This is a genomic window from Pigmentiphaga sp. (genome assembly GCF_033795525.1).
GTDB lineage: Bacteria > Pseudomonadota > Gammaproteobacteria > Burkholderiales > Burkholderiaceae_B > Pigmentiphaga.
Map to the genome: position 1 here is coordinate 73,076 of NZ_JARYGM010000001.1, position 26,925 is coordinate 100,000.

Below are 26,925 nucleotides of genomic sequence, written 5' to 3' on the forward strand. Positions count from 1 at the left end.
AGGCGACTGGATTTCACGTCTACTTGGGTAAACTTCTGATGTAAGAATTTTTCTTACAAAACTGTATCCGTTGTTTCATTTAAACACGCTGATGCGAAACACCATTCCACCCTTGCAACAAGAAAGCGCCGCCGCCGAGCCCGACCGGCAGGTGCTGGCGGCGGCGCTGGAGTCTCTGCCGGCCGCGGCCTGGGTCGTGGATCGCGACGGCTGTTATCGCTACGTATCCGAGGCGTACGCCCGGCTGATGGGAACGTCGCCCGCGCTGTGCCTGGGCAAGCACATGGAAGAGGTCATGCCGGCCTCGCTCGCGCGCATTTATGCCCTGCGCCACCGGCAGCTGATCGACTCGGGCGCCCGCAAGCGCTTCGAGCAAATCTGGACGGTGGACGGCGAACCGCGCTGGTTCGAGGTCCACATGAGCTGCCTGTGCGACGGCGATGGGCAGGCCGTGGCGGTTTCCGGTTTTGCGCAGGACGTGACCCAGCACATGGAACAGCAGGAAGCCGCTCGCCGTGTCCAGAACGAACTGGAAAAGCGGGTCGCCCGGCGCACCCACCAGCTGAGCATCATCAACGAGGAACTCGAGGCGTTCTCGTACTCGGTCTCGCACGACCTGCGCGCGCCGCTGCGGCAGATCGCGGGCTTTGCCGAACTGCTGGAGGGCAGGCTGGGCGACCAGATCGACGAAGCCGCCGCCCAATACCTGCATCACATCGTGGACAATACGCGCCGCATGGATGGATTGATCGGCGACTTGCTGCAGCTGGCGCGCATCAACCAGGGCGGCTTGCTCAAGACGCAGGTGGATTTGACCGCCATTGCCCGGGATGTCCTTGCCGGCTTGCGCAACAGCCAGCCCGAGCGGCCGGTCGAGCTCGAACTGCCCGGCCCCTCGTATGCCGACTGCGACCCGGGGCTGATGCGGATCGCACTCGACAACCTGCTGGGCAACGCCTGGAAATTCACCGGCTGCCGGGCCGAGCCGCGCATCCAGTTCGGCTGCTTCGCGCGTGGGGCCTGTACCGTCTACTTCGTGCGCGACAACGGAGCGGGCTTCGACCTGCAGAATGCCGAGCGGCTGTTCGGCGCCTTCCAGCGCTTTCACCGGGCCAGCGACTTTCCGGGCACCGGCGTAGGCCTTGCCACGGTACGCCGCATCATCAACCGCCATGGCGGGCAGATCTGGGCAGAGAGCGCGCCGGGGCAAGGCGCGACCTTCTACTTCACACTGGAAACACCCAACTGAGGCCTGCGGCATGCCGCGCCCTCCCCGCCCCCATCCGGCCGGATTCAGGCCAACCAGTCGGAACGGATCGCCGAAACTTTAGCGGTATTTTTTTCGGATCCGCCCTGCTCGTCTCCTAAAGTTTCAAACCCCTTCCCCGTTAATGGCCTCAACGCGGCCGCGCTGGCAATGCAACGCGATCCGGCGATGCAAGCATCCCGGATACGCACCCGGCGCAGCGGCCCTGGCGCACTGCGGAAGGACCTCCGGCCGCACATGCATAGTCGGGCCCACACGGCCTGGAACGAAGATATGACTCACCCTCACGGAGATAAGTCATGGCACAAGTCATCAACACCAACATTGCTTCGCTCAATGCGCAGCGCAACCTGACCAGCTCGCAGAACGCGGTCAACACCTCCCTGCAGCGCCTCTCGACCGGCCTGCGCATCAACAGCGCCAAGGACGACGCCGCCGGCCTGGCGATCTCCGAGCGCATGACTACGCAGATCACCGGCCTGAACCAGGCCGTGCGCAACGCCAACGACGGCATCTCGCTGGCCCAGACGGCCGAAGGCGCGCTGTCCCAGATCGGCAGCAACCTGCAGCGCATCCGCGAACTGGCCGTGCAGTCCCGCAACGCCACCAACTCGGACAGCGACCGCATCGCCCTGCAGAAGGAAGTCTCGCAGCTGACCGCCGAAATCGACCGCGTCTCGCGCGATACGTCGTTCAACGGCATTAACCTGCTGGACGGCTCGTTCACCAGCAAGTCGTTCCAGGTTGGCGCCAACGCCGGCCAGCGCATCAGCATCGATAGCATCATCAACGCCAACAGCGCCTCGCTGGGCACCAGCTACTCGGTCACGTCGACTGCCATAACCGCCGCCGAAACCCCGGCCGCCGTCGGCGCCGCTGCGGGCGACCCGCCCGCCGCCGCTGAGTTTGCCGCCATCTCCGCCGGCACGATTACGGTCACCGTCGGTGACGACGCCACCGCCATCAGCCTGGGCGATATTGCCGCCGTCTCGGTAACCCCGGCCTCCAACGACGCCGCGGACCTCGAGGCCGCCGACAACACCGCCATCCGCCAGCGCCTGGAAGCCGTCGCGGCCGAGATCACCCGGGCCACCGGCGGCCGCGTCAACGCCTCCGTCAACGACGACGGCAGCGCGCTGGAACTGTCCTCGCTGGAGAAGTTCACCTTCGCCGGCGGCACGGCGGCCACCAGCGGCGTCGAAGACGATGTGGGCGTGGCACAGGTGGGCTTCAAGGACCTCGACATCGAGACCGCGGCCAACGCCGACAAGGTCATCCTGGCCATGGACGCCGCGCTGAAGGCGGTGAACGAATCGCGCGCCGACCTGGGCGCGATCCAGAACCGCTTCAGCTCCGTCGTCTCGAGCCTGCAAACGACCTCGGAGAACCTCTCCGCTTCGCGCAGCCGGATCATGGACGCCGACTTCGCAGCCGAGACCGCGGCGCTCACCCGCGCGCAGATCCTGCAACAGGCCGGCACGGCCATGCTGGCCCAGGCCAACTCGCTGCCGAACAACGTCCTGACGCTGCTCCGCGGCTGATCGCCGTCGCGGCTGCCACGGCGGGCTCCGGCCCGCCGGCAAGGCCCACGTTCCACGTGGGCCTTTTGTTGTCTGCGCCGGCCCTCAAGTTCTGCCCCGTTTCCCCGATAACGGAGGCATAGCCATTCCTTTCTGCCGGCGCCTGCCGCCCAGACCCCGGAGTTTTCATGAGCATTGCCCCCCTCGGCGCCACCGCCGACAACCGCCCCGGCATCGCCACCATGACGCCCGCCATCGCGCAGGTGTCGCCGCGCGGAACCGCCAACCAGCTCGATCCATCTCTTCCCATTACGTCGCAAGTACCGGAGCTCGAGCAATTGCAGGCCGCCGTCGATAACTTCAACCAGTTCATCCCGCTCGCGGCCCGCAACCTCACCTTCAGCATCGATGAAGATAGCGGAACCGTCGTGGTCAAGGTCATCGACGGCGACACCCAGGACGTCATCCGCCAGATCCCGTCCGAGGAAGCCCTGGCGCTGAGCCGGTCGCTGGACCAGCTCAAGGGCCTGCTGCTGGACGGCAAGGCCTGAACCGGCCGCTCAACTGAAAGGAGTCCATCTTGGCAAGCATAGGATCCGCCCTGGGTGTCGGCTCGGGGCTCGACTTGACGACGCTGCTGTCCAACCTGATGGCCGCCGAATCGATTCCGCTGACGAAGCTGCAATCGCAGGAAGCCGGCGCCCAATCGAAGATTTCCGCCTACGGACAGCTGCGCAGCGAGATCGCGACGCTGCGTGATGCGGTCAAGAATCTCGCGCCGGCGAAATTCAACGGCGCGGGAGCCTCCTCCTCGGCTACCGATATCGCCACCGCCACGGCCACCAATGCGGCCGCGAAGGGCACCTACTCGCTGGAGGTCCTTTCGCTGGCGAAGGCCGAGAAAGCCGTCAGCGCGGCGCTGGACGACAAGTCCGCACTCGTGCAGCCGGGCCAGCTCACGTTCACGTTCGGCAGCGTACAGGGCGGCGTGTTCGTGCCCGGTGCCGGAGAAACGAAAACCGTCACGATCGCCGATGGCAGCAACACCCTCGAAGGTGTACGCGACGCCATCAACGAGGCGGAAATCGGCGTATCGGCCTCTCTGATCAATGACGGCAGCGGCACCCGCCTCGTGCTTACCGCCCTGGGCACCGGCGCCCAGCAAGCATTCAAGATCACGACCACCGGCAGCGCGGGAGCCGGGGAACCGCTGTCGTTCCTCGACTACGACCCATCCACGGCCCCGGGCTACGACGCCGGCACGCCGGCCGCGCCAATGAGCCGGCTGCAGGCCGCGGCCGATGCCCAGTTCAAGCTCGACGGGCTCGCCATTTCAAGTGCGGGCAACCGTGTCGAAACTGCCGTCGACGGCGTCACGCTGAACCTCGTCAAGACGGGGACCAGCACCATCACCATCCGCAACGATACGTCGTCGGGACGCGCTGCCCTGCAGGCCGTCGTCGACGCCTACAATAAACTGCTGACGACCGCGAATACCCTCGCCGTCAATACGCCGGGCGCGACCCGGGGCGAAGCCGGCTCCACCGGCCCCCTGGCCGGGGACAGCCTGGTACGCGACGTCCTGTCCCGCGTCCGCAACGAGATCTTCGGCCCGGTGAACGGTGCCACGGGCCCATACACCTCCCTGGCATCGATAGGCGTGAGCTTCCAGGCCGACGGTACCCTGAAGCTCGATACCGCCCGCTTCGACAAGGCGATGGCGTCCGATGCCGACGCCATCGCCGGCCTCTTCGATCCAGAGCTGTACGGCGAAGGGCGCAACATCGCCGAGCGCTTCGCCGCCCAGCTCGATGCCGTCATCGACGCCGATGGACTGATCGACGCCCGGGTGGATGGACTGAACGCCAGCACGAAGATCCTGCAAAACCAGCAGGAACAGCTGCAGAACCGGCTCACGCAGATCGAAGCCCGTTATCGCGCCCAGTTCACCGCGCTCGATTCGGTACTCACGCAAATGAACAACACTTCCAGCTTCCTGAGCCAGCAGCTGGAAGCGCTCAAGAATCTGGGCGCATAGCGGACAGGAGAACGACGTGTCAGGATTTGCAAGCTTCGGGGCCAGGGCATATGCCAGCGTCGGGGTGGAAACCGGGGTCTCGACCTCCAGTCCCCACGCGCTCATTCTCATGCTGTACGACGGTGCGCTGGCCTCGCTGCGGCGCGCGAAAACCTGCCTGCAGGCCGATGACGCAGCCGGCAAGACGCAGGCGATTTCGCGTGCTGCGCGCATCATCGACGAAGGCCTGCGCGCCAGCCTGGACCACCGCGCCGGCGGCGACCTCGCCGGCCAGCTCGATGCCTTGTACGGCTATATGTGCCGGCGCACGTTGCAGGCCGGGATCGATAACGACGGCGCGGTACTGGACGAGATCGTCGAGCTCCTGGACGGACTGCGCGACGCCTGGGCCTCCATCGAACCCAAGGCGCAAGCCGCGTGACCGGGAAAGCCACCATGCCGGCCACGACACCGCAGCATCCTCCGGCCCCGCTGCCCGCCTCCTCCTTGAAAGGCGGCTACGCCGAACTCGCACGGCTCAGTGCTGCCATGCTGGACGCCGCCCGACGGGGCGACTGGGAAGAAGTCGCCTCGTACGAAGGCGAGTGCGCGCGCCGGACAGAAGAACTGCGGCGGCTGCCGTCCCTCTCCAGCGAGGGAATGGACAGCCACGAACGCGAAAACTGTATTGCGCTCATCCAGCAGATTCTGGCCGACGACGCCGCCATCCGCGACCTCGCCCATCCGCGGATGAAAGAGCTGGAGCAAATCCTGCGGCCGCGCCGGCATCGCCTCCCCGGCTATGCGTCCTTCCGTTGACCTAGTAGCGCCCATGTCGCCATTCCCGCCCACCGCTGCGCGCGCCCTGGCATCCCGGGTTGCCGGCCTTCGGGCACAATACGGGCCCTTAATCGGCGGTTACTGGAGATCGCGTTGGTAGATAGTCGCCCGACTCAGCCCGTTACCGGGGTGGTACCGGTACAGGGCTGGGAACGCTACCGCGAAGACGCGCGCGAAGCCATCCTGGCCCGTTTGCTCAACATGCCGTCAGCGCGCGGGCCGGGACCGCAAGCGGGCGCCCAGGCCGGCTCCGGATTACCGCACGGGCTGGTGCGGGCCACGGTGATCCAGGCGCACAGCGCCAGCGAGGCACTGGTCGATATCGGCGGCAAGCCTTACCTGGTCAATACCCGCCAGGCGCTCACCGCGGGCGCAAGCGTCATTCTGCGCCTATTGGACGACCGGACATTTCTTCAAAGCCAGGGCGCAGGCCGGCCAGACACGCTCTCCCGTCCCGCCGACCGCCAAGCGCACACTGGCGCCGGCGGCCCGGGCGAACTTGCCGCCGCGGCCGGTGACAAGGCCGGCCGCACGGATAGCGCCAGGTCGGCGCGCGGCGTCGTTCCCGTGCCCATGCCCGCGCTGGCCGAGCTCAATACCGAGACAGGAGACGCCAAGATCCGCCTGAGCGGATCGGCGCGTTTGCTCTTCGCGCTGATCAGCGAGACCGGAAGCGTGCAGCGCAGCGTTCCGCTCGCATCGCTCGACATCCCTGCCGATGCCGATCCCGCGCTGGCCGCCCGGCGCATGCAGCAGGCGGTGGAACAATCGGGCTTGTTCTACGAGTCGCACCTGCAGGAATGGCGCGACGGCCGGCGCTCGCTGGAAGCACTGCGCGCCGAGCCGCAAGCGGCGCTGTCACCGGGCCCGCAACCCAAGCCCGCGGGAGGACCGGTCGTTTCGGTACCCGACCCGCAGCCCCCTGCCACGCCCGAACAGGCAGCCACGAAGGGACTGCAAGCGGCACTGGGTGCGATTCCCTCCGATGTGCGCCCCATCGTGCAGGACCAGATCGCGCTGCTTGCAAGCGGGCGCATGCTACTGGAGGGCGCATGGGGCGGTGCGCCGTTCACGCTCGAAGTCGAACCCGATGCCGCCGGTCGGCACGACGACGATCTGCCGCTGGCCTGGCAAGTGCGAATCCGGGTCGAGACGCCGCATTTGGGCAAGCTCGAAGTCGACCTCGCCCTGTCGGGTACCGATGCCCGGGTTGCCGTACGGCCCGATGCCAAGGCCCTGCGTGGCCAGCGATTGCGCGAAGTGCAAGCGCAGTTGGCGGCCGGAGGTCCGGCGCTGCGCGAGGCCCTCGACAGCCGGGGCCTGCACATGTCCGATCTGCGGGTTGCCTCCGCCGCGCGTCCGCCTGCTCGACCATGAATAGCCAGGACGCCCGCTCCGATACCCCCCGGGGGGACGACTCCCAGCGCAGCCTGGCGGTCGCCTTGCGCTACGAGAAAGAACGCAAGACACCTATCGTGGTGGCAAAGGGCAGCGGCTTGATCGCCGAAGAAATCCTGCGCCGGGCCAAGGAAGCCGGCGTTTTCGTCCATAGCTCGCGGGAACTGATCGACCTGCTGATGAAGGTCGACCTGGACGCCCGTATTCCACCCTCGCTGTACGTAGCAGTGGCGGAAGTGCTGGCGTGGGTCTACAAGCAGGATGAAGCAGCGGCCCGCCGGATCCACCCGGAACCTTGAGGCGGGCGGGCCCCGGTAGCCGGCCGCGTGGTCACACCTGCATGTTCATGACCTCGCTGTAGGCCGCAATGACACGGTTGCGCGCCTGCGCCAGCATCTGGAACGACAGGCTGGCCTTGTTCATCGCGATCATGGTGGTCTCGAGGCCGACCTCCGGATCGCCTTGCTGGTAGGCCTTCTGCAACGCCGATGACTCGCTTTGCGCGCGCTGCACGCTTTGGATAGCGTCAACCAGCACGTTCGAGAACGAGCCCGGGGGGGAAGGCTGCGCGCCCATCAATGCATCCGGACGCGCGAGCATCTGCGCGGCGCGTGCCATGCCGGCGGACGGGTGCTGGCCCTCGGTCAAAGCGTGCACGTTCGGGATCGGGTCCATCTGCAATTCCAAGGGAGACGATGCGGTCATGATAGAAGCGGACGCGCATTTCCAGGAACCGAAGTACAGGGGCAAAACCCGCTTATTCCTTCCTTGGGCGCAATAGCCGGCACCGAATAATACGAGCCATGGAAAATGGGGCGCTCCCTCCGGGCGCCCGCTTCTTTTGTATTCGGAACCCCGCTTCAGCACATGGCCGACGATACGCAGAACCCGCCCGCCCCTCCGGTGCAACGCGGCAACCAGCTTTTGCAGGCGTTCGGCCGGCTGCCCACGCGCCATCGGCTGGCGCTGCTGGTCGGCGTCCCCATGCTGGTGGCCATCGTCGCCGCAACGCTGCTCTGGAGCCGCGCCCCCGAATACCGCGTATTGTTCAGCGGCCTGTCGGACCAGGACGGCGGCACCATCATTGCCGCTCTTCAGCAGCAGAAAATTCCCTACCGCGTCGCCGACGGCGGCACGGCCATCCTGGTGCCGCCCGACCAGGTGCACGAAGTGCGGCTGCGCCTGGCCTCGCAAGGCCTGCCGCGGGCCGGCGGAGTCGGCTTCGAGCTGATGGACAACAGCCGCCTGGGGCTCACCCAGTTCCAGGAACAGGTCAACTACCAGCGCGCGCTGGAAGGCGAACTGGCCCGTTCCATCCAGAGCCTGGGCACGGTCAAGAGCGCGCGGGTACACCTTGCCATTCCCAAGCCCAGCATCTTCATGCGGGAAAAGAACCGGCCCACGGCCTCGGTACTGGTGCAGATGCTTCCCGGCCGCGTCCTGGAACGGGGACAGGTAGCGGGCATCGTGCACCTGGTTTCCTCTTCGGTACCGGAACTGGCCCCGGGTGCGGTCAGCGTGGTCGACCAGACCGGCGCGCTGCTGTCGGCCGACGAGAACGACCCCAACGGCCTGGATGCCTCGCAGCTCGAATACCTGCGGACGCTCGAACGCCAATACACCCGCCGCATCTCCGAGCTCATCTCGCCCATCGTGGGGGCGCAGAACCTTCGCGCCCAGGTGGCGATCGACCTCGATTTCAGCCGGCAGGAGCAAACCGACGAAATCTACCGGCCCAACGGCGGCTCGCCCGATCAGGCGGCGATCCGCAGCCGGCAAAGCTCGGAATCGCGCGAACCGGCCCAGGGCCTCGACGGCGGCGTGCCGGGCGCGCTCAGCAATACGCCACCCGGCGTGGCGGTCGCACCGACCACCGGCGGCGCGCCGACCAACCCGCCGGCGCCCGGCACGCCTGCGCAGCCGCCGGCCCAGAACCTCAAGCGGGCCGACACCACCAATTACGAACTCGACAAGACCGTGCGCTACGTGCGCGAACCGGTGGGCCGCATCAAGCGCCTCTCGGCGGCGGTGGTCGTCAACTACCGCGCCAGCACGGGCAAGGGCGAGACGCCGAACATTCCCGTCCCCGACGAGGAACTGGCACAGATCAAGGCGCTGGTGAGCGAAGCGGTAGGATTCGATCCGCAGCGGCGCGACTCCATCTCGGTCATCAGCATACCGTTCAACGAAGTAGCCAGCGAGGCGTCGGCCGAACAGGCGTTCTGGCAACAGCCAGAATTCATCGACCTGGCGCGCGACATCGGCGTCGCGCTGGTGGTGGCCCTGGCGGTGCTGTACCTGATCATCGGCGTCATACGTCCGGCAATCAAGCAATTGACCGCGCCGCAGCCGGCCGATCCGGCTACTCCGCCCGCCGAAGCGCAAGCGGCCGCCGCCGTCGCCGATACCGACCCCGTGGACCAGCCCGAAGATCCGCTCGAGAAAATCCGCATGTTCGCCCGCGAGAACCCCCAGATCGTGGCGACCGTCATCCGTCAGTGGGTCAACGATGCGCCCTAGGACGACCTTTTCCCGGACGCCCGGCATGTCCGCCTCAGTCGGGGCGAGCCGCCTCCCGCGCGCAGACCAGCCCTCATGATGAACGTTGCAAACACCGATCAAGAACACGGCATCACGGACGGCGCCATCCTCCTGCTTTCTCTAGGCGAGGAAGAGGCCGCCGAGGTGCTGAAGTACCTCTCTCCCCGCGAAGTGCAGAAGCTGGGTACCGCCATGGCCGGCATGCAAGGCATCGCCCGCGAGGCCATGGACCAGGTCATACGGCGCTTCGAAACGGACATCAGTGCCCACACGGGACTGGGCGCCGATGCTGACGCCTATCTGCGCAGCGTACTCACCCGAGCCCTCGGCGCGGACAAGGCCGGCTTCCTGCTCGACCGCATCCTGCACACCGGCGACACCTCGGGTATCGAGAGCCTGAAGTGGATGGACCCGACGAGCGTGGCCGAACTGATCCGGCACGAACATCCGCAGATCATCGCGTCCATCCTGGTCCACCTCGAAGCGGACCAATCGGCGGGCGTACTCAATCAGCTGCCGGAACGGGTACGCGCCGACGTGCTGCTGCGCATCGCCACGCTGGACGGCATCCAGCCCGCAGCGCTGCGTGAGTTGAACGACGTCCTGCTCAAGATGCTGTCTGGCAACGAGCAGATCAAGCGCCGCAAGCTGGGCGGCATCAAGACCGCGGCCGACATCCTGAACTACGTCGGCTCCTCGTCCGAGCACCAGATCCTGGCCCTGGTCAAACAAGTGGACACGGAACTGGCCCAGCGCATCATCGATGAAATGTTCACGTTCGAGAACCTCATCGATGCCGACGACCGCGGCATGCAGCTGCTGCTGCGGGAAGTGACTCCCGAATCGCTCATCCTCGCGCTCAAGGGCGCGAGTGCCGAGCTGCGCGCCAAAGTGTTCCGCTGCATGCCTTCGCGCGCTGCCCAGCAATTGCGCGAAGACCTCGATGCGCGCGGTCCGGTCAAGATCTCGGACGTCGAGGCGCAACAAAAGGAAATCCTCAAGATCGCCCGCCGGCTGACCGAGTCGGGAGACCTGGCGATCAACGGCATGGGCGAGGAACAGTATGTCTGACGCGCCCTTCGCTTCCAGGCGCATCCTGCCTGCCGACGAAGGGCGGCATTTGCCTGTGTGGCGGCCGGCCGCCTTCACCGACGGGTCGCTGCAAGACGAAGCCCGGCGGCGGCCGCAGACGGAGGAAGAAAAGCGGGCCATCCACCTGGCACGGCTCGCGGCGCAAGAGGAGGCGCAGCGCCGGCAACGCGAAGAGGCGGCGGCCCGCGCCGCGGCCGAGGCCGGCGCAGCACGGACCGCCCCCGAGCCGCCGCCTGCGGTGGATCCCGCCGAAGTGGAACGGATCAAGACTGCCGCGTTCGACGAAGGCTACGCGGCCGGCTACGATCACGGCAGCGCCGCCGCCCGGCGCGAGGCGGAGCGGCTGCGGGCCGCGGCGGACACGGCCGCGAGCGTCTTCACCGATTTCGAGAACGAGCTGGCCCCCAAGCTGCTGGAGCTGGCTATCGCCATCTCGCGGCAAGTCGTCCGGCGCGAACTCGCGCTGGACAGCAACGTCGTCCTGGCAGTGGTGCGCGATGCCTTCAACCAGCTGAGCGGCGGCGAGACAGGCAGGCAGCTGCTGCTTCATCCGTCCGACGTGCAGCTCGTCCGCGCCCATCTGGGCGAGGAATTGGAGCTCGGGCAGTGGAAGATCGTCGAAGACCCGGGCATCGAACCGGGGGGCTGCCGTATCGCCACGCACCAGTCCAACATCGACGCGACGGTGGCCACGCGGTGGACACGCACGCTGGCCACGCTGGGTCAGGACCTGCCATGGAGCGATGGCCATGCCTGACCCCGCCCTTCGCCTCGCCCGCTACGTCGAGGGCTGTACCGCCCGGGTCTGCACGGCCATGCCCATCGCGGCGGCGGGCCGCCTGACGCGGGTCGCCGGGCTGGTCATGGAAGCCGTCGGCCTGAAGCTCCCGGTGGGAAGCACTTGCCAGATCGTGCAAGGGCAGGACCGCACGGCCGAAGCCGAGGTGGTGGGCTTCAACGGCGAGCGGCTCTTCCTGATGCCGTCCAGCGAAGTCCATGGCTTGACCGCCGGCTCGCTCGTGATGCCGCTGCAGGCCGCCCGGCCTGCGCCTGTCTATCCGGCGGATCCTGGCGAAAGCACGCCGGCGCCGGAAGAGGTCACCAAACATCTGCCGGTCGGCGACGCGCTGCTTGGCCGGGTAGTCGATGGCGCCGGACGGCCGCTCGATCGCCTGGGTCCTATCGCAACGGCCCAGCGCGCCCCCCTGGCGGCCCGCCCGGTCAACCCCATCGAGCGCCAGCCCATCGAACGGCCGCTCGACGTAGGCGTGCGCGCCATCAACGCCATGCTGACCGTGGGACGCGGACAGCGCATGGGGCTGTTCGCCGGTTCTGGCGTCGGCAAGAGCGTGCTGCTGGGCATGATGGCCCGCTATACCGAGGCCGACGTCACGGTGGTCGGGCTGATCGGCGAACGGGGCCGGGAAGTCAAGGAGTTCATCGACCAGATCCTGGGGCCCGAGGGGCTGGCGCGTTCCGTGGTCGTGGCGGCCCCGGCCGACGCCGCACCGTTGATGCGCCTGCAAGGCGCCGCGTACGCGACGGTCCTGGCCGAGCACTTCCGCGACCAGGGCAAGGACGTGCTGCTGATCATGGACTCGCTCACCCGCTATGCCATGGCGCAGCGCGAAATTGCGCTCGCGATCGGAGAACCCCCGGCCACCAAGGGCTATCCGCCGTCGGTTTTCGCCAAGCTGCCGGCACTGGTCGAACGCGCCGGCAACGGCACGCATGGAACGGGGTCGATTACCGCGTTCTATACCGTCCTGACCGAAGGCGACGACCAGCAGGACCCCATCGCCGACGCCGCCCGCGCCATACTGGACGGCCACATCGTCCTGAACCGCGCCCTGGCCGACACCGGCCACTATCCCGCCATCGACATCGAGCAGTCCATCTCGCGCGCCATGCACAACATCGTCGATGCCGGCCAGCAGCAGCACGCCCGCGTGATCAAGAAACTGTTCTCCCGCTACCAGCGTTCGCGCGACCTGATCCAGGTCGGCGCCTACGTCCCCGGATCCGACCCGGAGCTCGATCAGGCCATCGCCGCGCACGACAGCATCAGCAATTTCCTGCAGCAGGATATGCAGGCGCGCGCGCCGTACGCCGAAAGCCTGTCCATCATGACCGCCATCGCCGAACACTTCGGCGGCGCGGCCCGAACGTGAGACCGCCATGACGTCCCCTTCCACGCTTGCTACGCTGATCGAATTGGCCGAAGCCCGCAAGAACAAGGCAGCCCAGGAACTCGCCCAGGCGGCCGCCGCGCACGCACGCGCACGCGAGCGGCTGGTCCTGATCGAAAACTATCGCGCCGACTATGAAGCCCGCATGCGCGGCCAGACCGGCATAGGCATCGACGGCACGCTGGTCGGCAACTACGCGCGCTTCATCCAGCAGTTGACCGATGCCGTCGAGCAGCAGACGCGGGAAGTCGAACGCTGTGCCCTGCACCTGGATGCCACGCGCGCGGTGTTCTTCAGCGAAGAACGAAAGCTGAAGTCGCTCGAGGTCCTGGCGCGGCGGGAAGCGCAGCGGCTGGAAAGCTCGGAAGCCAAGCGGGCACAGAAACAGATCGACGAATTCGCCAACCGCCGCCACTTCGGCGTCCCCACCGGATACGCACTATGAACGCCCTTCCCGTCGCCGGCCTTGCCTTGCCGGGAGCGCGGCCGGCCGCGGCACAGCCGGCCGCGCCGGCGGAAAACGCCGAGACCTCGTTCGACGAACAACTGGCCTCGGCCGGCCAGGCGCTGGATGCGCCGCAGGCCGCTCATGAAGGCCAGGGCCAAGCCGTGTCCGGCAATACGCAAACGGACAGCGGCCCCGGGAACGAAGACGACGGCCGGCCCGAGGCTGCGCGGGAGTTTCCGTGGTTGTCGCAATGGGCCGCCTACGCGCCCGTTCCCGCCGCCCCGGTAAAGGCCGTGGTGGCCGAAGCAGCGGGGACGCCGGATACCGCCCTGGCCCCCGCGGGCACCGGGACGATGCCTGCAACCGTCATGCCGGATGACCTTGCAGTCCCGACCGGCGAAGCGACAGCCGGAACGACGATCCCGCCGGCGCAACCCGGCTTGGCGAAGACCGTCGGGACCCTGCCTGGCCTGAGTGCCGCCACCGGGGTGCGCGCCCAAGCCAGTGCCGCACCCACGCGTCCCGTGGCGGCGGATGCGGCTCCCGCCCGCGCTGCCGAAATGCGCCGGGACGGCCCGCCGGCCCCGGCGGCACGCAGCGCGGAAGCGCCCGTGGCGGAACTGGGTGCAGGCGGCCCGCTGCCGGCAACCCCGCAGGCCGATGTCCTGCAGGTTTCGTCCACGGTTCCCGCCACGGGCGTGTCGGCCCCCCACCAGACGCTGCCGGCGGCTGCGCGTCACGATATGCCGACCGTCCCCGGCGCGCCGGTTCCGCTGCATGGCGGGGCGTTGCAAGAACGTATCGACACCGCGCTGCGCTGGATGGCAGGCGGCGGCCTGCACAGCGCCCAGATACGCATCGATCCGGAGGCCCTGGGCCCGATCACCGTCCATTTGCGCCTGGAAGGCGACGTGGCAACGGTGGTATTCGGCAGCAACCACGAGCAAACCCGCCAGGCGCTGGAGAACTCGCTCGCCGGCCTCAAGGAAGCGCTCTCGGCGGGCGGCCTGAACCTCGGCCAGGCATCGGTGGGGAGCGAGCAACAAAGCGGTTTCCTGGCAGCACGTCGGTTCGAGGAACCCGAGGCAGCAGGGAAAGCGCCGTCGGCCACGGCAACGGCCGAAGCGGCTGCCATCGCAACCGTGCCGCAACGCTCCCGGACCGGCGGCAGCGGCGCGGATGGCCGCATGGTGGACCTGTATGCGTAGTCCCGATCCGCGCCGTCCGGACGTGGCCGGCCGCGCTGGCCGTGGCCCGGCGGTTAACCGCGCGATTTCCCCTGCTGTTCCACCGATCGATACCGTCCCTTTTCTAGATAATTCCGCCTAGAGGCGGCCCTTCCCCGCTCACCGAACCCGGAGATGTCGTTCATGGCCGAGGCCATCGTTCCTGTCAAACGCACCCGAACCTGGCTCTTCGTGCTGGGTGGACTCCTGCTGTTGATCGCCGTCGCCGGCATGGCCGCCGTGCTGCTGATCCACAACAAGCAACTCGCCAATTTCGAGGCCTACTCCTACGCCGGCGCCCAGCCCGCCGCCGAGGCGCCGGCCTCCGGCGCCGGACCGGCCGGCGCACCCAGCTCGAATGCCGGCAAGCATGTGTTCACCGCCCTCGACATGTTCACGGCCAACCTGGCCGAACGCGACCAGGACCGCTTCGCCCAGGTGGGCGTCGTCGTGGAACTGGCAGACGCCAAGGCCGGCAGTGCCTTCAACGCAGTGGTCCCACCCGTACGCAGCGAGATCCTGCTGCTGCTTTCGTCCAAGACGGCCGACGACCTCCTCAGCCTCAAAGGCAAGCAACTGCTGGCCGAGCAGATCGTCGAGATCGTCCGCAAGTACATCGCGCCCGAATTCCGCCAAAGCGTATTCGGCGCGCATTTCTCCAGTTTCGTGATCCAGTAGGCCGCATCGCGCCGTGACGCCGATGACGCATTCCGCCGACACCGCCCGGAGCTCGCACGATGGCCGGTGAATTCCTTTCGCAAGACGAAGTCGACGCCCTGCTGCGAGGGGTGACGGGCGAGCACGACGACCTGCCGCAGAACGAGCAGCCGGTCGGCGGCATCCGCCCCTACAACCTTGCCAAGCAGGAACGCATCGTCCGCGGCAGGATGCCGACGCTCGAGATCATCCACGACCGCTTCGGCCGCCTGTTGCGCGTGGGCCTGTTCAACTTCCTGCGGCGCAATCCCGAGATTTCCGTCGGCCCCGTCAAGCTCCTCAAGTACAGCGAATTCCTGCGCAACATCGTCGTCCCGACCAACCTCAACATCGTGTCGCTCAAGCCCTTGCGCGGCAATGCGCTGTTCATCTTCGAACCGCGGCTGGTGTTCTCGGTCATCGACAACCTGTTCGGCGGCGACGGCCGCTTCCACACCCGCGTAGAAGGGCGCGACTTCACGCCTACCGAGCAACGCATCATTCAGCGCATGCTGGCCGTGGTGCTGGAGGAATATGCCAAGGCCTGGGCAGCGGTCCATCCTATGCATTTCGAGTACCAGCGCGCCGAAATGCACACGCAATTCGCCAACATCGCCACCCCGTCCGAGATCGTCGTGTGTTCGACGTTCTCGATCGAGTTCGGATCCTCGGGCGGGGACCTGCACATCTGCTTTCCCTATGCCTCGGTCGAACCCATCCGCGATGCGCTGTACAGCCCGGTCCAGGGCGACCAGATGGAACCCGACAAGCGCTGGCTGCGCATGCTGTCCAAGCAGATCCAGCTCGCCGATGTCGAAATGGTGGTCAACCTGGCCCAGACCCAACTGGTCGTGCGCGACCTGCTGAACATGCAGAAAGGGGATGTCATTCCGATCGACATCGCACCCACGTTGCCTGCCTATGTGGACGGCGTCCCCATATTCGACTGCAAGATCGGCATCAGCAACGGGCAGTACGCGATCCGTATCGGCAAGGTGCTGGCCACCCTGCAATCGGAGAACAATCTAGGAGATGAACATGGAAGCGGATCCTGAAAACGTGCCCGAGCCGTCCGGCGCGACCGCCGACGACGACTGGGCAGCGGCGCTGGCCGAGCAGTCACAGGCAAGCGCCGAGCCGGCCGCGCGGCCGGCCGACGAGTTGTTCGAGCAGTTCACCGGGGGCGCCGATGCGCCGTCCACGGTGAACGACATCGAAATCATCATGGACATCCCGGTTACCTTGACGGTGGAACTGGGACGCACGCGCATACCGATCAAGCAGATCCTGCAGCTGGCGCAAGGCTCGGTCGTGGAACTGGACGGCCTCGCCGGCGAACCGATGGACGTCATGGTCAACGGCTGCCTGATCGCCCAGGGCGAAGTGGTCGTCGTCAACGACAAGTTCGGCATCCGGCTCACCGATATCGTCACGCCGTCCGAGCGGCTTCGCCGCCTCAATCGCTAGACGATGTCCCCATCCGCCTCTCTCTTGCAAACGGTGTTCGCGCTCGGCGCCGTGCTGGCGCTGATCCTGGCCTGCGGCTGGGTGCTGCGGCGCGTCCAGCGGCCACAGGCGCCGGGCCTCCAACCCCTGCGGCTGCGCGGCCAGCTCATGGTGGGACCGCGCGAACGGGTCGTGCTGGTCGAAATCGCCGATCAATGGATCGTGGCGGGCGTCTCGGCCGGCCACGTCCGTCCCCTGGCCGTCCTGCCCCGGCCCGACGAGCCTCCCGCGCCCGAAGCCGCCCCGGCGCCGGGGCCCGACTTCCACGCCCTCCTCGCCCGCTTCCGCAAGCAATGATCCGCTGTCTGCCCCGTTTTCATGGCCGTCCCGGCGGGATAGCCGCTGCCCGCCGCACGCCGGCCACATCTCGCGCGTGCGCCGCCCCCCGGACGGGGGCGCCGGCACGTACGGCCAGTCTGCTTGTAGGCGTCATGCTGCTGGGGTTCATCGCCGGCGCGCACGGCCAGGAAGCCGGCATTCCCGCGCTGACCAGCGCCCCTTCCCCCGGCGGCGGCACAACGTGGTCGCTGTCGCTGCAGACCTTGCTGGTGCTTTCGGCATTGAGTTTCCTGCCGGCCGTGTTGCTGCTGATGACCGGCTTCACGCGCATCATCATCGTGCTGTCGCTGTTGCGCAGCGCGCTGGGGCTGCAGGGCTCGCCACCCAACATGGTCCTGATCGGCCTCGCGCTGTTCATGACGCTGTTCATCATGGCACCCACTTTCGACCGCGTCTACACCGATGCCTACCAGCCGTTCGACCGCAAGGAGATCGATTTTCCCCAGGCGCTGGACCGGGCCCAGGCACCGCTGAAGGACTTCATGCTCAAGCAGACCCGCGAGTCCGACCTGGCGCTGTTCATGCGCCTGGCCGACATCGAGCCGGTCGCCGAAGCCGCGCAGCTGCCCTTGCGCGTAGTGGTCCCGGCCTTTGTCACGAGCGAACTGAAGACGGCCTTCCAGATCGGCTTCATGGTCTTCCTGCCATTTCTGGTGATCGACCTGGTCGTCTCCAGCGTACTGATGTCCATGGGCATAATGATGCTGTCGCCCGTCCTGATCTCGCTTCCCTTCAAGCTGATGCTGTTCGTGCTGGCCGACGGCTGGAATCTCCTGATAGGCAGCCTGGTTGCCAGTTTCGCCCGATGAACCCGCCCTCCTCCGAACCCTTGCCGCCGACGCGCCATGAATGACACCGCAGGCATATTGACCCTGGCCCAGGAGGCCATCCAGATCGCCATCTACCTGGCGGCCCCGCTGCTGCTTGCCGCGCTCGTCGTCGGCCTGGTCATCAGCGTGCTGCAGGCCGCCACGCAGATCAACGAGATGACACTGTCCTTCGTACCCAAGCTGGTGGCCATTTTTGCCGCGGCCTTGGTCGCCGGCCCATGGATGCTGGCCATGATGACCGACTACATCCGCCGCCTGTTCGAAAACATTCCTTTCATGCTGGGCTGAGCCCAGGCATCCGGGAGGCTTGGTGATCAGCTTTACCGATGCCGACGTCCATGCCGCGATGGCGGCGCTGCTGTGGCCCTTCGTCCGTACGCTGGCCTTGGTCCAGACCGCACCGGTATTCGGCCACCGCGCCGTGCCGCAACGCGTGAAGATCGGTCTGGCCTTGCTGATCTCGCTACTGGTTGCGCCGCCGGGCCCGGCCTCACCGGTGGATGCCTTCTCCGGCACGGGCCTGCTCCTGCTGCTGCAACAAATCCTGGTAGGCATGGCCATGGGCTTCGGCCTGCGCGCGATATTCGCCGCTTTCGAACTGGCTGGCGACCTGGTCGGCCTGCAGATGGGTCTGGGCTTCGCATCTTTTCTCGACCCCCAGCGCGGCGCTCCCTCCCCGCTGCTCGCCACCTTCTTCATGCTCTGCGCGATGCTGGCCTTTCTCGCGACGGATGGCCACCTGACGCTGCTGCTGACGCTCGGCGAAAGCTTCCGCCTCATTCCGGTGTCGCCCCACCCGCTCGACCATCTCGATTGGATGCGGCTGGCGGGCCTAGGCGCCATCGTATTTTCCGGCGGCCTGCAGATCGCGCTGCCGGTCTTGGCGGCCGTGCTGTCGATCAACATCGCCTTGGGCTTCGTCTCCCGCAGCGCCCCCCAGCTCAACATCTTCAACCTCGGCTTTGCCGTGACGCTGCTGGCGGGCCTGCTGCTGCTATGGCTGACCTTCGGCATACTGGCAGGCCCGATGGAACGCCTAGTGGGCCTGGCCGTGCCTTACTTCGAAACCTCCGTCGTGCGCTAAGCCTCGGGGCCACCCCGCCAGCTTCCGCCCGCGGGGCCCTGGCGGACGCGGCTCAGGTCCGCGCCGATGCGGGGACCGGGAAACACCAGGCTGATGCGCGTCCCTTCGAACTCCGGCCGGCTGCGCAAATCCCAATGGGCGCCATGGGCCTCGGCGATCTCCTTGACGATGGCCAGCCCCAGGCCGGAACCGCCCGCCAGCGAATTCTTTGCCCGGTAAAACGCATCGAACACCCGCGCCCGGTCTTCCGCTGCGATGCCGGGACCGTCGTCTTCCACCACCAGGCTGGGCGGTGAATCGATGACACGCAGGACGATGCGGCCCGACCCGCCGCGGTAGCGGATGGCATTGTCGATCAGGTTGCCCAGCAATTGATCGAGCAGCACGGCATCGCCGTCGACCCATACAGGCTCGTCGGGCGCGACCAGCACGATCTCGATGTGGACCTGGCGCGCCGCGGGAATCCAGCGCGCGCCGGATTCCCGGGTCAGTTCGGTCAGGTCGATGCGGGTGAAGGTATCGCGCGGCCGCACGTTGGCGTCGATGCGCGCCAGCACCAGCAACTGCTCGCCCGCCCGTATCATGCGGTCAGCGGCTGCTTTGATGCGTTCGGCACGCTGGCGCACGTCGTCCGGCAATGGCCGCGACAGCATCAGCTCGGATTCCAGCTTCAGCCCGCTCAGCGGCGTGCGCAGCTGGTGGGCGGCATGGCCGATGAAGCGGCGCTGCGCCGCCACCGCGCCGTCGAGCCGGCCCAGCAGCGAATTGGTCTTGGCAATCAGCGGCGTCAATTCGCTGGGTACGTCGTCACCGCCTATGGGCTGCAAGTCGTCGATGCTGCGGCTTTCGATCTCGTCGGAAAGCTTGCTCACCGACTCCAGCCCCGATCGAACCGCGGTCACGATGACAAAGCCGAGCAGTGCGATCAACAGGAGCTGGCCGGCCACCAGCACCGACAGGATCTCCTCGATGAAGCGGCTGCGCGTATTGAGCGTCTCGGCCATGGCCACTTCGACGAGGTAATCGTCGATGCTGATGTCCAGCGCCGCGGCACGCACCGGTAGTCCTTCGACCACGGTGTCGTAGATGGCAGGCACGGCCTTGTTGATACGATCCAGCAGGGTGGACGGCTCGGTGCGCTCCACCGTCACGCTTTCCGCGTTGTCCGCCGCCGGTGGCGCACTCAACGCCGCCGTGCCGGCGATGACCTCGCCATCCATGCTGACGCGGAAGTAAGTACGCTCCTCGGGATCGGACGTCAGGAAACGGGTGCTGTTCCAACCCGGATCGAGCTGCGGCCCTTCCGGCGTCATGACCACTTGCCGTGCCAGCGCGCGGGTCGTGTCGATCAGCGCCCGATCGTGCGACTGGGTATTGAGCTTGCGCGTCAGGACGAAGGTGGCAACGCTGTCCATGGTTGCCAGCAGCAGCACGGCCGGCAGCAGGCGGACCAGCAGATGCCAGGCCAGCGAGCGCCGGTGCAGTCCCCGCCCGGCCGCGGGCCGTCCAGCCTCATTGCGCGGGGGCATCGGACTCCAGCAGGTATCCGAAACCGCGCACGGTCTGGATATTCACGCCGGCCTTCTCCAATCGCTTGCGCAGCCGGTAGATGTAGACCTCGACCGCATTCTCGCTGAAATCGGCATCCCAGGCGGAAAGCGAATTGACGATCTGGCGCTTGGTCACGACGCGCCCTGCGCGCACCATGAGCATCTCCATCACGGACAGCTCGCGCACCGACAGCGCCACGCGCTCGCCGTTGACGCGCAGCTCCCGGCCCACGGTGTCGAAACTCAGGGGCCCGACCTCCATGATGGGGCTGACCTGCCCCGCGCGGCGGCGAATCTGCGCCCGGACGCGCGCTGCCAGCTCGGGCAGCTCGAACGGCTTGGTGACGTAATCGTCGGCGCCGGCATCCAGGCCCGCGACGCGGTCCTCGAGCGCGTCGCGCGCGGTCAGGATCAACACCGGGACGGGATTTTCGTTTGCGCGCAGACGCCGCAATACCGTCAGGCCGTCCTCGCCCGGCAGGTTCAAATCCAGCAGCACCAGGTCGTAGGTCTGGCCCGACAACGCGGCCGAGGCTCGCTCGCCGCTGGAAACGAGATCGACGGCATAGCCCTGGTCGCCCAGGAATTCCGCCAGGGCGCCCCCCAGGGTGGCGTCGTCTTCGATGACCAATACACGCATGTGGCAGAGCGCCGGCAGGCGGCGCAACGAAACGGAAAGCCGCTAGGGTAAACCCAGGCGCTGCCGAAAGCTAGTGCGCCGCCCCGGCCCGGCTAGCGCGCCTACTGCGCCGGTTGCGGAGCCGGCTCGGGAGTGCTGACGAAGCCGATGCGCTTGAGGCCGGCTCGAGAGGCATCCGCCATCACCTGTGCCAGCACTTCATACCGCGTGTTCTTGTCGGCACGAAGGTGCAGCTCGGGCTGGGGCTCCGTCTTGGATACGCTGGCAAACCGGTCGGGCAGTTCTTCCAGGGCGATGGCGGCGTCGTTCCAGAACACCTTCCCATCGGCATCGATGGCGAGGTCGATCTTGACCGGATCGGCGTCGACCGGGGACGAGGTGGCCTGCGGCACGTCGATACGCACCGCATGCGACAGCAGCGGCGCCGTGATGATGAAAATGACCAGCAGCACCAGCATCACGTCGATGAGCGGCACCATGTTGATCTCGGACTGCGGCGCGCCCGAACCGGCGCCGCCGTTGAAACTGCCAAACGCCATGGGAAGACTCCTTTAGCTTTGTTCCGCCGCCTTGGTCTTGAGGGCGCGGACGTTGCTGTCGGTGACGATCTGCTGGCCGGTGGTCAGGAACGCGAACAGGTCGTGGGCAAACGCGTCCAGGCGCGCCAGCAGGACGCGATTGCTGCGCGTAAAGAAGTTATAGGCCAGCACGGCAGGAATCGCGACGGCCAGGCCGAGCCCGGTCATGATCAGCGCCTCGCCCACCGGACCGGCGATGCGGTCTATGGTCGCGCCGCCGCCCTGGCCGATCGCCACGAGCGCATGGTAGACGCCCCAGACCGTGCCGAACAAGCCGACGAAAGGCGCCGTCGAACCCACCGAGGCGAGAACCGTCAAGCCGTTCTCCAGCTTGGCCGTTTCCTCGTCGATGACCTTGCGCATGGTCCGGGTCACGAAATCGGACTGCGAGCCGGCCTCTTCCAGCTTGGCCGCGCCGAACTTGGCGTGATGCTGGCGCGCATATAGCGCATGGCTGGTCAGGTGCGAAAACGGATCGTTGGCGCCATGGGTGGTGATCTCGCGGTCCACCGCTTCGAGCGACGTCGCGTTCCAGAAATGCTGCAGGAACTTCTCGCCCTGCCGGCGCGACCGCATGTTGGCGATGGCCTTGACGACGATCAGGTACCAGGTCGCCAGCGACATCAGTACCAGGATGATGAACAGCGCCTTGCCCAGACCATCGGTCTGAGAGATGAAGTGCGCAAAGCCCAGGCTGGGGGTCTCGGTCATGTCAGTTCCTGAGGGTGAAATCGAACGGCACGATGGCGATCGCCGCGATCGCCACGCCATTCTCGGTATAGGGTTTGAAACGTCCGCGCTTGGCCGCCTCCAGCGCCGCTTCGTCCAGGCGCGCAAAGCCGGAGGATTTCTCCACCGAGGCCTTGTCCACCCGGCCGCTGGTGTTGATCACCAGCCTCACCAGCACCTTGCCCTCCTCGCCCAGGCGCTTGGAGGTGCGCGGGTACTCGGGCATGGGCGGGGCGCCCAGGTACTCGATACGGCCAACCAGCTTGGGCTCGTTGGACACCGGCGCCTGCGGCGATGCGGTCCGCTCGGAGGCATCGGGCTTGCCGCTCGGCGCCTGGTTGGAGGCAGCAGCCGGGGCGGCCTCGGGCTCCGGTGCCGGGGCGGGCGCCGGCTGCGATACGGCGGTCTCCGAAGGCGGAGCCGGCTCGGGGGGCGGCGGCAGCGGCGCGGGAGGAGGCGGCTTGGCCACCGGCTTGGGAACCGGTTTAGGCTTGGGCTTGGGAACCGGCTTGGGTTTGGGTTCCGGCTTGGGCTCAGGCTTCGGTTCGGGCTTGGGTGCCGGCGGAGTAGGCGCAGGCGGAGCCGCGGCCACTTCGACCTGCGGCGCGATTTCCACGAACCGGACTTCGACCGCTTCCACCGGCCGGACCGGCTCCGGCTTGGGCTGGCCCAGGAAAATGGCGCCGACTACCGCGGCATGCAGGAGGACCACCGCGGCGCCGGCGCCGACGCGCAGCCACGGCGGGGCCGGCGTATTCCAATGCAAGGTGGCACTCATCAGGATGAATCGGGTTGCGGACCAATAGAGAGCGCTACGATATCACAAATGCGACTTATTCGCAGTTAGGAGACATCGACCTCGACGACTATCACCCTGAGCCCGCGCTCGGCCGCGCCCGAATGTTGAGGAATAGAATGTTGGGGAATAGTTATCGCCATGAACCAGCCCCGTCGGGCATAGGCCAGCCGTGGCACCACCGGTCGCATCAAGACGAAAAGGGAAGCGTCAAAACAAAGAGGACTGCCGCAACAAAAAAGCAGCGCAACCCGGAAAGCAAAAAGGGCGGCCCTGATGGACCGCCCTTTTCAACTGGTGCCGGATATAGGAGTCGAACCTACGACCTTCGCATTACGAATGCGCTGCTCTACCAACTGAGCTAATCCGGCCAAAACCTGTGCGTGGCTTGCCCCGCCGGCAAAAAGGCACGGGATCAAAGCTAGCCCGCTATTCTAGCAAAACTTCCGGCTAGGATTCAAATCAGCATGGCATAAAAGCAATCGCCCTCGCTTATTCCGCATCGGGCTGCTTGTCGGGATGGGCTGCCTCGAATGCCGGCAAGGCCGCACAATGATCGGCAACCTGCACCACGGTGGGCATCGCGCTCAGGTCGACCTTGAGACGACGGGCGTTATAGACCTGCGGAACCAGGCACAGGTCGGCCAGCGTGGGCTGGTCGCCATGGCAGCACCGGCCGGTGTGCGGAGAATCGGCCAGCATGCGCTCGAAAGCCGCGAGGCCATTCCCGACCCAGTGCCTGTACCAGTCGTCCCTCCCCTGCTGGTCGATGCCCAGCTTCTTCAAATACTTCAGGACGCGCAGATTGTTCAAGGGATGGATGTCGCAGGCGATGGACAACGCCAGCGCCCGCACGCGGGCGCGTTCGGCCGGCGTGGCAGGCAGCAGCGCCGGTTCGGGATGCGTCTCGTCCAGGTATTCGATGATCGCGAGCGACTGCGTGAGCGCGTGGCCATCGTCCTCCAGTACCGGGACGACGGCGTCGGGGCTCATGCGGCGGAACCCGGGCTGCATCTGCTGGCCCCCGTCTTTGAGCAGATGGACCGGCTGGTAGTCGTACGGCAGGCCCTTCAGCGCCAGCGCGATCCGTACGCGATACGCGGCCGAACTTCGGAAATAGCTGTACAGACGCATCGTTGCTCCGGCATGGCTACAGGGTGACGTTCCGGGACAGCCCCTTGGGCAAGGGGAAGGCAATGCCCTCTTCCGCGCCGGCCAGCGTGCGGACCGAGGCCGCGCCCAGTTCCTTGAGGCGCGCGATGACCTGCTGCACCAGCACGTCGGGTGCGGAAGCGCCGGCAGTGACTCCCACCCGGCTGCGGCCCTGCAGCCACGCCGGGTCGATGTCGGCCGCGCCGTCGATCAAGTAGGCGGGCACGCCCTTGCGCTCGGCTACCTCGCGCAGCCGGTTGGAATTGGAGCTGTTGACGCTGCCGACAACCAGCACCAGGTCGCACTCGGGCGCCATGACCTTGACCGCGTCCTGGCGGTTCTGGGTGGCATAGCAGATATCGCTTTTCTTGGGTTCGGAGATCTTCGGAAAACGGGCCTTGAGCGCCGCCGCGACCTGCGCCGCGTCGTCGACCGACAGCGTGGTCTGGGTCACGTAGGCAAGCTTGTCGGGATCGGCGACCTGCAAGGCGGCGACGTCTTCGACGGTCTCCACCAGATACATTCCCCCCTCGGCCTGGCCCAGCGTACCTTCCACCTCGGGATGCCCCTTGTGGCCGATCATGACGATCTCGTTGCCCGCCGCGCGCATCTTGGCCACCTCGACGTGCACCTTGGTGACCAGGGGGCAAGTGGCGTCGAATACCTGCAGTCCGCGCTGCTCGGCTTCACGCCGCACGGACTTGGAAACGCCGTGCGCCGAGAACACCACGGTGGCGCCGGCCGGCGCCTCGTCCAGTTCCTGGATGAAGATCGCGCCCTTCGCGCGCAGGTCCTCCACCACATAGCGATTGTGGACGATCTCATGGCGCACGTAGATGGGCGCCCCGTAGATCTGCAACGCCCGCTCGACGATTTCGATGGCACGGTCCACTCCTGCGCAGAACCCGCGCGGCTGGGCCAGGACCACCTCCATGGGCGATGGCGCCATCACAGCACTCCCAATATGGAAACGTCCACCTTCAGGGCCGAGCCGGCCAGCGGGTGGTTGAAGTCGAACAAGGCGTAGTCATCGCCCTGTTCCTTGAAAACACCGGAATAGCGGCCGCCGTTGGGCGCGGCGAACTCGACCAGGTCGCCGGGCTCGAAGGTCTCGTCGCCCGCATGTTCGCGCAGCATGGCCAGGGTGACGCGCTGGATCAGCTCGGGATTGCGCTCGCCGTACGCCTGCGCGGGCGCCAGGGTGAAGCTGAAGCGCTCGCCCTCGCCATGGCCGATCAGCGCCGCTTCCATGCCGGGAGCCCATTGTCCCGATCCCATTTGCAGCGTGGCGGGCCGGCCGGTGAAGGTATCGACGAACACGTTCCCCGCTCCTTCGCCCGAGGCCAGCGAAATGCGGTAATGCAGCGTTACGTAGGAGTCCTCACGGACAACCGGGGTCGAGGAAGAAGCTGGAGAAGCCAAGATGTGTCACCGTGTGGATGCTGTGCGCCAAACAACCGATTTTACCCGCCTCGCCGCCATGCCGACCCCCACGCCTTCCCTGCTCGCCGCCCTGTCGCCCGAAGAACGTCCCCGCGAACGCCTGCTGCGCCACGGGCCCGGCGTACTGACCGACGCCGAATTGCTGGCGGTCCTGCTGCGCACCGGCACGCGCGGCTGCAACGCCGTGGAATTGGGAAGGCGGCTGCTTGCCGATTTCGGCGGCTTGCGCGGCCTGCTGGCCGCCTCGCGCGACGAGCTGCGGCAAGTGCCTGGCCTGGGTGCGGCCAAGGCCAGCCAGCTGCAGGCGATCCTGGAACTGGCGCGGCGCGAGCTGGCCGAAACCATGGCCCGCGGCGACGCACTGTCCAATCCCGACGATGTCCGCCGATACTGCGCCACCACGCTGGCGCACCGGCAGATCGAATGCTGCATGGCCCTCTATCTCGACACCCGCAACCGGCTCATCACGAGCGAGATACTGGCCCAGGGCACGCTGGGCCAGGCCACCGTCTATCCGCGCGAGATCGTCCGCGCCGCGCTGCGCCATCATGCCGCCTCGGTCATCCTGGCCCACAACCATCCCTCCGGCAACCCCGAACCGAGCCAGGCGGACGAGTACCTGACGCGGCACGTACGGGGCGCGCTCGCCTTGGTGGACGTGCGCCTGCTCGACCATCTCATCGTTGCCGGGCGGCAGATCACCTCCCTGGCCGAGCGCGGCATGGTGTAGGCTGTCGGGCTTGCCGCCTGCGCGCCGGCCAAGCGCCCCTTTGTTCTGTTTCCGTTGGCCGGACTCCATTGACCTGCCTACCCGCCAGATCGGGGCGCGAGTGGTAGCGCAGCAACACCTGGCGGCCCGCTTGCCGGTCTGCCGGCCCTGCGGCGGAAGCGCGTCGGCGCCGTCCTGCCCCACCCGCTGCCTGCTTGAAAAAACGGCGGGTTTCGTGCTATTCTTGCAAGCTTTACGGCGCCACGCACGCTTTTAACGCCTTCTGGCCTGACCGGGACGCTTTGAAACCAGTGCGGGCCGGGGCCTGCGTCTCA

General features: G+C 66.9%; 30 protein-coding genes, 1 tRNA gene and 1 pseudogene. 22 read left to right on the plus strand and 10 right to left on the minus strand.

The window, feature by feature from the left end; genetic code table 11:
• The first annotated feature begins 112 nt into the window (after nt 1-112).
• The 8 genes from QHC78_RS00360 to QHC78_RS00395 all read left to right on the plus strand — a co-directional run bounded on the left by QHC78_RS00360 (nt 113) and on the right by QHC78_RS00395 (nt 7,341).
• Complete coding sequence (locus tag QHC78_RS00360; RefSeq protein ID WP_319741883.1) at nt 113-1,249, plus strand: sensor histidine kinase; 1,137 nt, start codon at nt 113-115, stop codon at nt 1,247-1,249.
• 317 nt (nt 1,250-1,566) lie between these two features.
• On the plus strand, nt 1,567-2,808 hold the full coding sequence (locus QHC78_RS00365) for a flagellin (RefSeq protein ID WP_319741884.1): 1,242 nt from the start codon (nt 1,567-1,569) through the stop codon (nt 2,806-2,808).
• A 167-nt stretch (nt 2,809-2,975) separates the two neighbouring features.
• A complete protein-coding gene (locus tag QHC78_RS00370) occupies nt 2,976-3,338 on the plus strand; it encodes a flagellar protein FlaG (protein WP_319741885.1) in 363 nt (120 codons plus the stop codon).
• 29 nt (nt 3,339-3,367) lie between these two features.
• Nucleotides 3,368-4,825 (plus strand): flagellar filament capping protein FliD, encoded by a 1,458-nt coding sequence (gene fliD / locus QHC78_RS00375; RefSeq protein ID WP_319741886.1) that lies wholly within the window; start codon nt 3,368-3,370, stop codon nt 4,823-4,825.
• A gap of 16 nt (nt 4,826-4,841) precedes the next feature.
• Entirely contained in the window at nt 4,842-5,246 is a 405-nt protein-coding gene (fliS, locus tag QHC78_RS00380) for a flagellar export chaperone FliS (RefSeq protein WP_319741888.1), read from the plus strand.
• A gap of 14 nt (nt 5,247-5,260) precedes the next feature.
• Entirely contained in the window at nt 5,261-5,623 is a 363-nt protein-coding gene (locus QHC78_RS00385) for a flagellar protein FliT (protein WP_319741889.1), read from the plus strand.
• Between the two features lie 114 nt (nt 5,624-5,737).
• Entirely contained in the window at nt 5,738-7,021 is a 1,284-nt protein-coding gene (gene fliK, locus QHC78_RS00390; protein ID WP_319741891.1) for a flagellar hook-length control protein FliK, read from the plus strand.
• Nucleotides 7,018-7,341, plus strand: coding sequence for an EscU/YscU/HrcU family type III secretion system export apparatus switch protein (locus tag QHC78_RS00395; RefSeq protein WP_319741892.1), 324 nt, complete (start codon nt 7,018-7,020; stop codon nt 7,339-7,341). The genes fliK and QHC78_RS00395 overlap by 4 nt, the downstream gene beginning before the upstream one ends.
• A 31-nt stretch (nt 7,342-7,372) precedes the next feature.
• Here QHC78_RS00395 and fliE read toward each other — a convergent pair whose 3' ends face one another.
• Nucleotides 7,373-7,717, minus strand: coding sequence for a flagellar hook-basal body complex protein FliE (fliE, locus tag QHC78_RS00400; RefSeq protein ID WP_319741893.1), 345 nt, complete (start codon nt 7,715-7,717; stop codon nt 7,373-7,375).
• Between the two features lie 192 nt (nt 7,718-7,909).
• Here fliE and fliF point away from each other — a divergent pair, with 192 nt between their 5' ends.
• The 13 genes from fliF to fliR all read left to right on the plus strand — a co-directional run bounded on the left by fliF (nt 7,910) and on the right by fliR (nt 18,993).
• A complete protein-coding gene (gene fliF / locus QHC78_RS00405; protein WP_319741894.1) occupies nt 7,910-9,562 on the plus strand; it encodes a flagellar basal-body MS-ring/collar protein FliF in 1,653 nt (550 codons plus the stop codon).
• 75 nt (nt 9,563-9,637) lie between these two features.
• On the plus strand, nt 9,638-10,654 hold the full coding sequence (fliG, locus tag QHC78_RS00410; protein WP_319741895.1) for a flagellar motor switch protein FliG: 1,017 nt from the start codon (nt 9,638-9,640) through the stop codon (nt 10,652-10,654).
• Nucleotides 10,647-11,432 (plus strand): FliH/SctL family protein, encoded by a 786-nt coding sequence (locus QHC78_RS00415; RefSeq protein ID WP_319741896.1) that lies wholly within the window; start codon nt 10,647-10,649, stop codon nt 11,430-11,432. The genes fliG and QHC78_RS00415 overlap by 8 nt, the downstream gene beginning before the upstream one ends.
• Nucleotides 11,425-12,846, plus strand: a complete 1,422-nt coding sequence (gene fliI, locus QHC78_RS00420; protein WP_413816390.1) for a flagellar protein export ATPase FliI — start codon at nt 11,425-11,427, stop codon at nt 12,844-12,846. Before QHC78_RS00415 ends, fliI begins: the two co-directional genes overlap by 8 nt.
• 7 nt (nt 12,847-12,853) lie before the next feature.
• Nucleotides 12,854-13,309, plus strand: coding sequence for a flagellar export protein FliJ (gene fliJ, locus QHC78_RS00425; RefSeq protein ID WP_319741897.1), 456 nt, complete (start codon nt 12,854-12,856; stop codon nt 13,307-13,309).
• A complete protein-coding gene (locus QHC78_RS00430) occupies nt 13,306-14,520 on the plus strand; it encodes a flagellar hook-length control protein FliK (protein ID WP_319741898.1) in 1,215 nt (404 codons plus the stop codon). The genes fliJ and QHC78_RS00430 overlap by 4 nt, the downstream gene beginning before the upstream one ends.
• A 162-nt stretch (nt 14,521-14,682) precedes the next feature.
• Nucleotides 14,683-15,216 carry a flagellar basal body-associated FliL family protein gene (locus QHC78_RS00435; RefSeq protein WP_319741899.1) on the plus strand — a complete coding sequence of 178 codons (534 nt, stop codon included), beginning with the start codon at nt 14,683-14,685 and terminating at the stop codon, nt 15,214-15,216.
• Nucleotides 15,217-15,275: 59 nt separating this feature from the next.
• Nucleotides 15,276-16,289, plus strand: coding sequence for a flagellar motor switch protein FliM (gene fliM / locus QHC78_RS00440; protein ID WP_319741900.1), 1,014 nt, complete (start codon nt 15,276-15,278; stop codon nt 16,287-16,289).
• The gene (gene fliN, locus QHC78_RS00445) at nt 16,273-16,701 is read left to right on the plus strand and encodes a flagellar motor switch protein FliN (protein ID WP_319741901.1); all 429 of its coding nucleotides are present in this window, start codon (nt 16,273-16,275) and stop codon (nt 16,699-16,701) included. Before fliM ends, fliN begins: the two co-directional genes overlap by 17 nt.
• Before the next feature lie 3 nt (nt 16,702-16,704).
• On the plus strand, nt 16,705-17,037 hold the full coding sequence (gene fliO, locus QHC78_RS00450) for a flagellar biosynthetic protein FliO (protein ID WP_319741902.1): 333 nt from the start codon (nt 16,705-16,707) through the stop codon (nt 17,035-17,037).
• Nucleotides 17,038-17,171: 134 nt separating this feature from the next.
• Nucleotides 17,172-17,888 (plus strand): flagellar type III secretion system pore protein FliP, encoded by a 717-nt coding sequence (gene fliP, locus QHC78_RS00455; protein WP_319741903.1) that lies wholly within the window; start codon nt 17,172-17,174, stop codon nt 17,886-17,888.
• Nucleotides 17,889-17,924: 36 nt separating this feature from the next.
• Nucleotides 17,925-18,197 carry a flagellar biosynthesis protein FliQ gene (fliQ, locus tag QHC78_RS00460; protein WP_319741904.1) on the plus strand — a complete coding sequence of 91 codons (273 nt, stop codon included), beginning with the start codon at nt 17,925-17,927 and terminating at the stop codon, nt 18,195-18,197.
• Between the two features lie 22 nt (nt 18,198-18,219).
• A complete protein-coding gene (gene fliR / locus QHC78_RS00465; RefSeq protein ID WP_319741905.1) occupies nt 18,220-18,993 on the plus strand; it encodes a flagellar biosynthetic protein FliR in 774 nt (257 codons plus the stop codon).
• On the opposite strand, the gene QHC78_RS21110 is transcribed toward fliR, so the two are convergent.
• The 9 genes and pseudogenes from QHC78_RS21110 to QHC78_RS00515 form a co-directional block, all read right to left on the minus strand.
• Complete coding sequence (locus QHC78_RS21110; RefSeq protein ID WP_413816391.1) at nt 18,990-20,522, minus strand: sensor histidine kinase; 1,533 nt, start codon at nt 20,520-20,522, stop codon at nt 18,990-18,992. The genes fliR and QHC78_RS21110 overlap by 4 nt on opposite strands.
• Nucleotides 20,506-21,183 carry a response regulator transcription factor gene (locus tag QHC78_RS00480; protein ID WP_319741906.1) on the minus strand — a complete coding sequence of 226 codons (678 nt, stop codon included), beginning with the start codon at nt 21,181-21,183 and terminating at the stop codon, nt 20,506-20,508. The genes QHC78_RS21110 and QHC78_RS00480 overlap by 17 nt, the downstream gene beginning before the upstream one ends.
• A 101-nt stretch (nt 21,184-21,284) precedes the next feature.
• Nucleotides 21,285-21,722: an ExbD/TolR family protein gene (locus QHC78_RS00485; RefSeq protein ID WP_319741908.1), complete on the minus strand. Its 438-nt coding sequence runs from the start codon at nt 21,720-21,722 to the stop codon at nt 21,285-21,287.
• A 12-nt stretch (nt 21,723-21,734) separates the two neighbouring features.
• Nucleotides 21,735-22,463: pseudogene (locus QHC78_RS00490) on the minus strand (MotA/TolQ/ExbB proton channel family protein); the annotation flags it as partial.
• A 10-nt stretch (nt 22,464-22,473) separates the two neighbouring features.
• Complete coding sequence (locus tag QHC78_RS00495; RefSeq protein ID WP_319741909.1) at nt 22,474-23,268, minus strand: energy transducer TonB; 795 nt, start codon at nt 23,266-23,268, stop codon at nt 22,474-22,476.
• A gap of 313 nt (nt 23,269-23,581) precedes the next feature.
• Nucleotides 23,582-23,657 (minus strand) — tRNA-Thr (locus tag QHC78_RS00500).
• A gap of 121 nt (nt 23,658-23,778) precedes the next feature.
• A complete protein-coding gene (gene maiA, locus QHC78_RS00505; protein ID WP_319741910.1) occupies nt 23,779-24,420 on the minus strand; it encodes a maleylacetoacetate isomerase in 642 nt (213 codons plus the stop codon).
• A gap of 16 nt (nt 24,421-24,436) precedes the next feature.
• Nucleotides 24,437-25,387, minus strand: a complete 951-nt coding sequence (gene ispH / locus QHC78_RS00510) for a 4-hydroxy-3-methylbut-2-enyl diphosphate reductase (RefSeq protein WP_319741911.1) — start codon at nt 25,385-25,387, stop codon at nt 24,437-24,439.
• Nucleotides 25,387-25,860, minus strand: a complete 474-nt coding sequence (locus tag QHC78_RS00515) for an FKBP-type peptidyl-prolyl cis-trans isomerase (RefSeq protein ID WP_319741912.1) — start codon at nt 25,858-25,860, stop codon at nt 25,387-25,389. Before QHC78_RS00515 ends, ispH begins: the two co-directional genes overlap by 1 nt.
• A 58-nt stretch (nt 25,861-25,918) precedes the next feature.
• Here QHC78_RS00515 and radC point away from each other — a divergent pair, with 58 nt between their 5' ends.
• Complete coding sequence (radC, locus tag QHC78_RS00520) at nt 25,919-26,611, plus strand: RadC family protein (protein WP_319741913.1); 693 nt, start codon at nt 25,919-25,921, stop codon at nt 26,609-26,611.
• The last annotated feature ends 314 nt before the right edge of the window (nt 26,612-26,925 follow it).

What these genes read in the sequence shown, in the direction of transcription:
- QHC78_RS00415 (WP_319741896.1), top strand. Translation starts at nt 10,647, where the DNA reads ATGTCTGACGCGCCCTTCGCTTCCAGGCGCATCCTGCCTGCCGACGAA.
- QHC78_RS00435 (WP_319741899.1), top strand. Translation starts at nt 14,683, where the DNA reads ATGGCCGAGGCCATCGTTCCTGTCAAACGCACCCGAACCTGGCTCTTC.
- QHC78_RS00495 (WP_319741909.1), bottom strand. Translation starts at nt 23,268, where the DNA reads ATGAGTGCCACCTTGCATTGGAATACGCCGGCCCCGCCGTGGCTGCGC.
- QHC78_RS21110 (WP_413816391.1), bottom strand. Translation starts at nt 20,522, where the DNA reads ATGCCCCCGCGCAATGAGGCTGGACGGCCCGCGGCCGGGCGGGGACTG.
- maiA (WP_319741910.1), bottom strand. Translation starts at nt 24,420, where the DNA reads ATGCGTCTGTACAGCTATTTCCGAAGTTCGGCCGCGTATCGCGTACGG.
- fliF (WP_319741894.1), top strand. Translation starts at nt 7,910, where the DNA reads ATGGCCGACGATACGCAGAACCCGCCCGCCCCTCCGGTGCAACGCGGC.
- fliO (WP_319741902.1), top strand. Translation starts at nt 16,705, where the DNA reads ATGTCCCCATCCGCCTCTCTCTTGCAAACGGTGTTCGCGCTCGGCGCC.
- fliG (WP_319741895.1), top strand. Translation starts at nt 9,638, where the DNA reads ATGATGAACGTTGCAAACACCGATCAAGAACACGGCATCACGGACGGC.
- QHC78_RS00365 (WP_319741884.1), top strand. Translation starts at nt 1,567, where the DNA reads ATGGCACAAGTCATCAACACCAACATTGCTTCGCTCAATGCGCAGCGC.
- fliQ (WP_319741904.1), top strand. Translation starts at nt 17,925, where the DNA reads ATGAATGACACCGCAGGCATATTGACCCTGGCCCAGGAGGCCATCCAG.
- QHC78_RS00385 (WP_319741889.1), top strand. Translation starts at nt 5,261, where the DNA reads ATGCCGGCCACGACACCGCAGCATCCTCCGGCCCCGCTGCCCGCCTCC.
- fliN (WP_319741901.1), top strand. Translation starts at nt 16,273, where the DNA reads ATGGAAGCGGATCCTGAAAACGTGCCCGAGCCGTCCGGCGCGACCGCC.
- fliE (WP_319741893.1), bottom strand. Translation starts at nt 7,717, where the DNA reads ATGGACCCGATCCCGAACGTGCACGCTTTGACCGAGGGCCAGCACCCG.
- QHC78_RS00370 (WP_319741885.1), top strand. Translation starts at nt 2,976, where the DNA reads ATGAGCATTGCCCCCCTCGGCGCCACCGCCGACAACCGCCCCGGCATC.
- fliJ (WP_319741897.1), top strand. Translation starts at nt 12,854, where the DNA reads ATGACGTCCCCTTCCACGCTTGCTACGCTGATCGAATTGGCCGAAGCC.
- ispH (WP_319741911.1), bottom strand. Translation starts at nt 25,387, where the DNA reads ATGGCGCCATCGCCCATGGAGGTGGTCCTGGCCCAGCCGCGCGGGTTC.
- fliI (WP_413816390.1), top strand. Translation starts at nt 11,425, where the DNA reads ATGCCTGACCCCGCCCTTCGCCTCGCCCGCTACGTCGAGGGCTGTACC.
- fliP (WP_319741903.1), top strand. Translation starts at nt 17,172, where the DNA reads ATGCTGCTGGGGTTCATCGCCGGCGCGCACGGCCAGGAAGCCGGCATT.
- fliM (WP_319741900.1), top strand. Translation starts at nt 15,276, where the DNA reads ATGGCCGGTGAATTCCTTTCGCAAGACGAAGTCGACGCCCTGCTGCGA.
- QHC78_RS00395 (WP_319741892.1), top strand. Translation starts at nt 7,018, where the DNA reads ATGAATAGCCAGGACGCCCGCTCCGATACCCCCCGGGGGGACGACTCC.
- QHC78_RS00480 (WP_319741906.1), bottom strand. Translation starts at nt 21,183, where the DNA reads ATGCGTGTATTGGTCATCGAAGACGACGCCACCCTGGGGGGCGCCCTG.
- QHC78_RS00485 (WP_319741908.1), bottom strand. Translation starts at nt 21,722, where the DNA reads ATGGCGTTTGGCAGTTTCAACGGCGGCGCCGGTTCGGGCGCGCCGCAG.
- QHC78_RS00430 (WP_319741898.1), top strand. Translation starts at nt 13,306, where the DNA reads ATGAACGCCCTTCCCGTCGCCGGCCTTGCCTTGCCGGGAGCGCGGCCG.
- radC (WP_319741913.1), top strand. Translation starts at nt 25,919, where the DNA reads ATGCCGACCCCCACGCCTTCCCTGCTCGCCGCCCTGTCGCCCGAAGAA.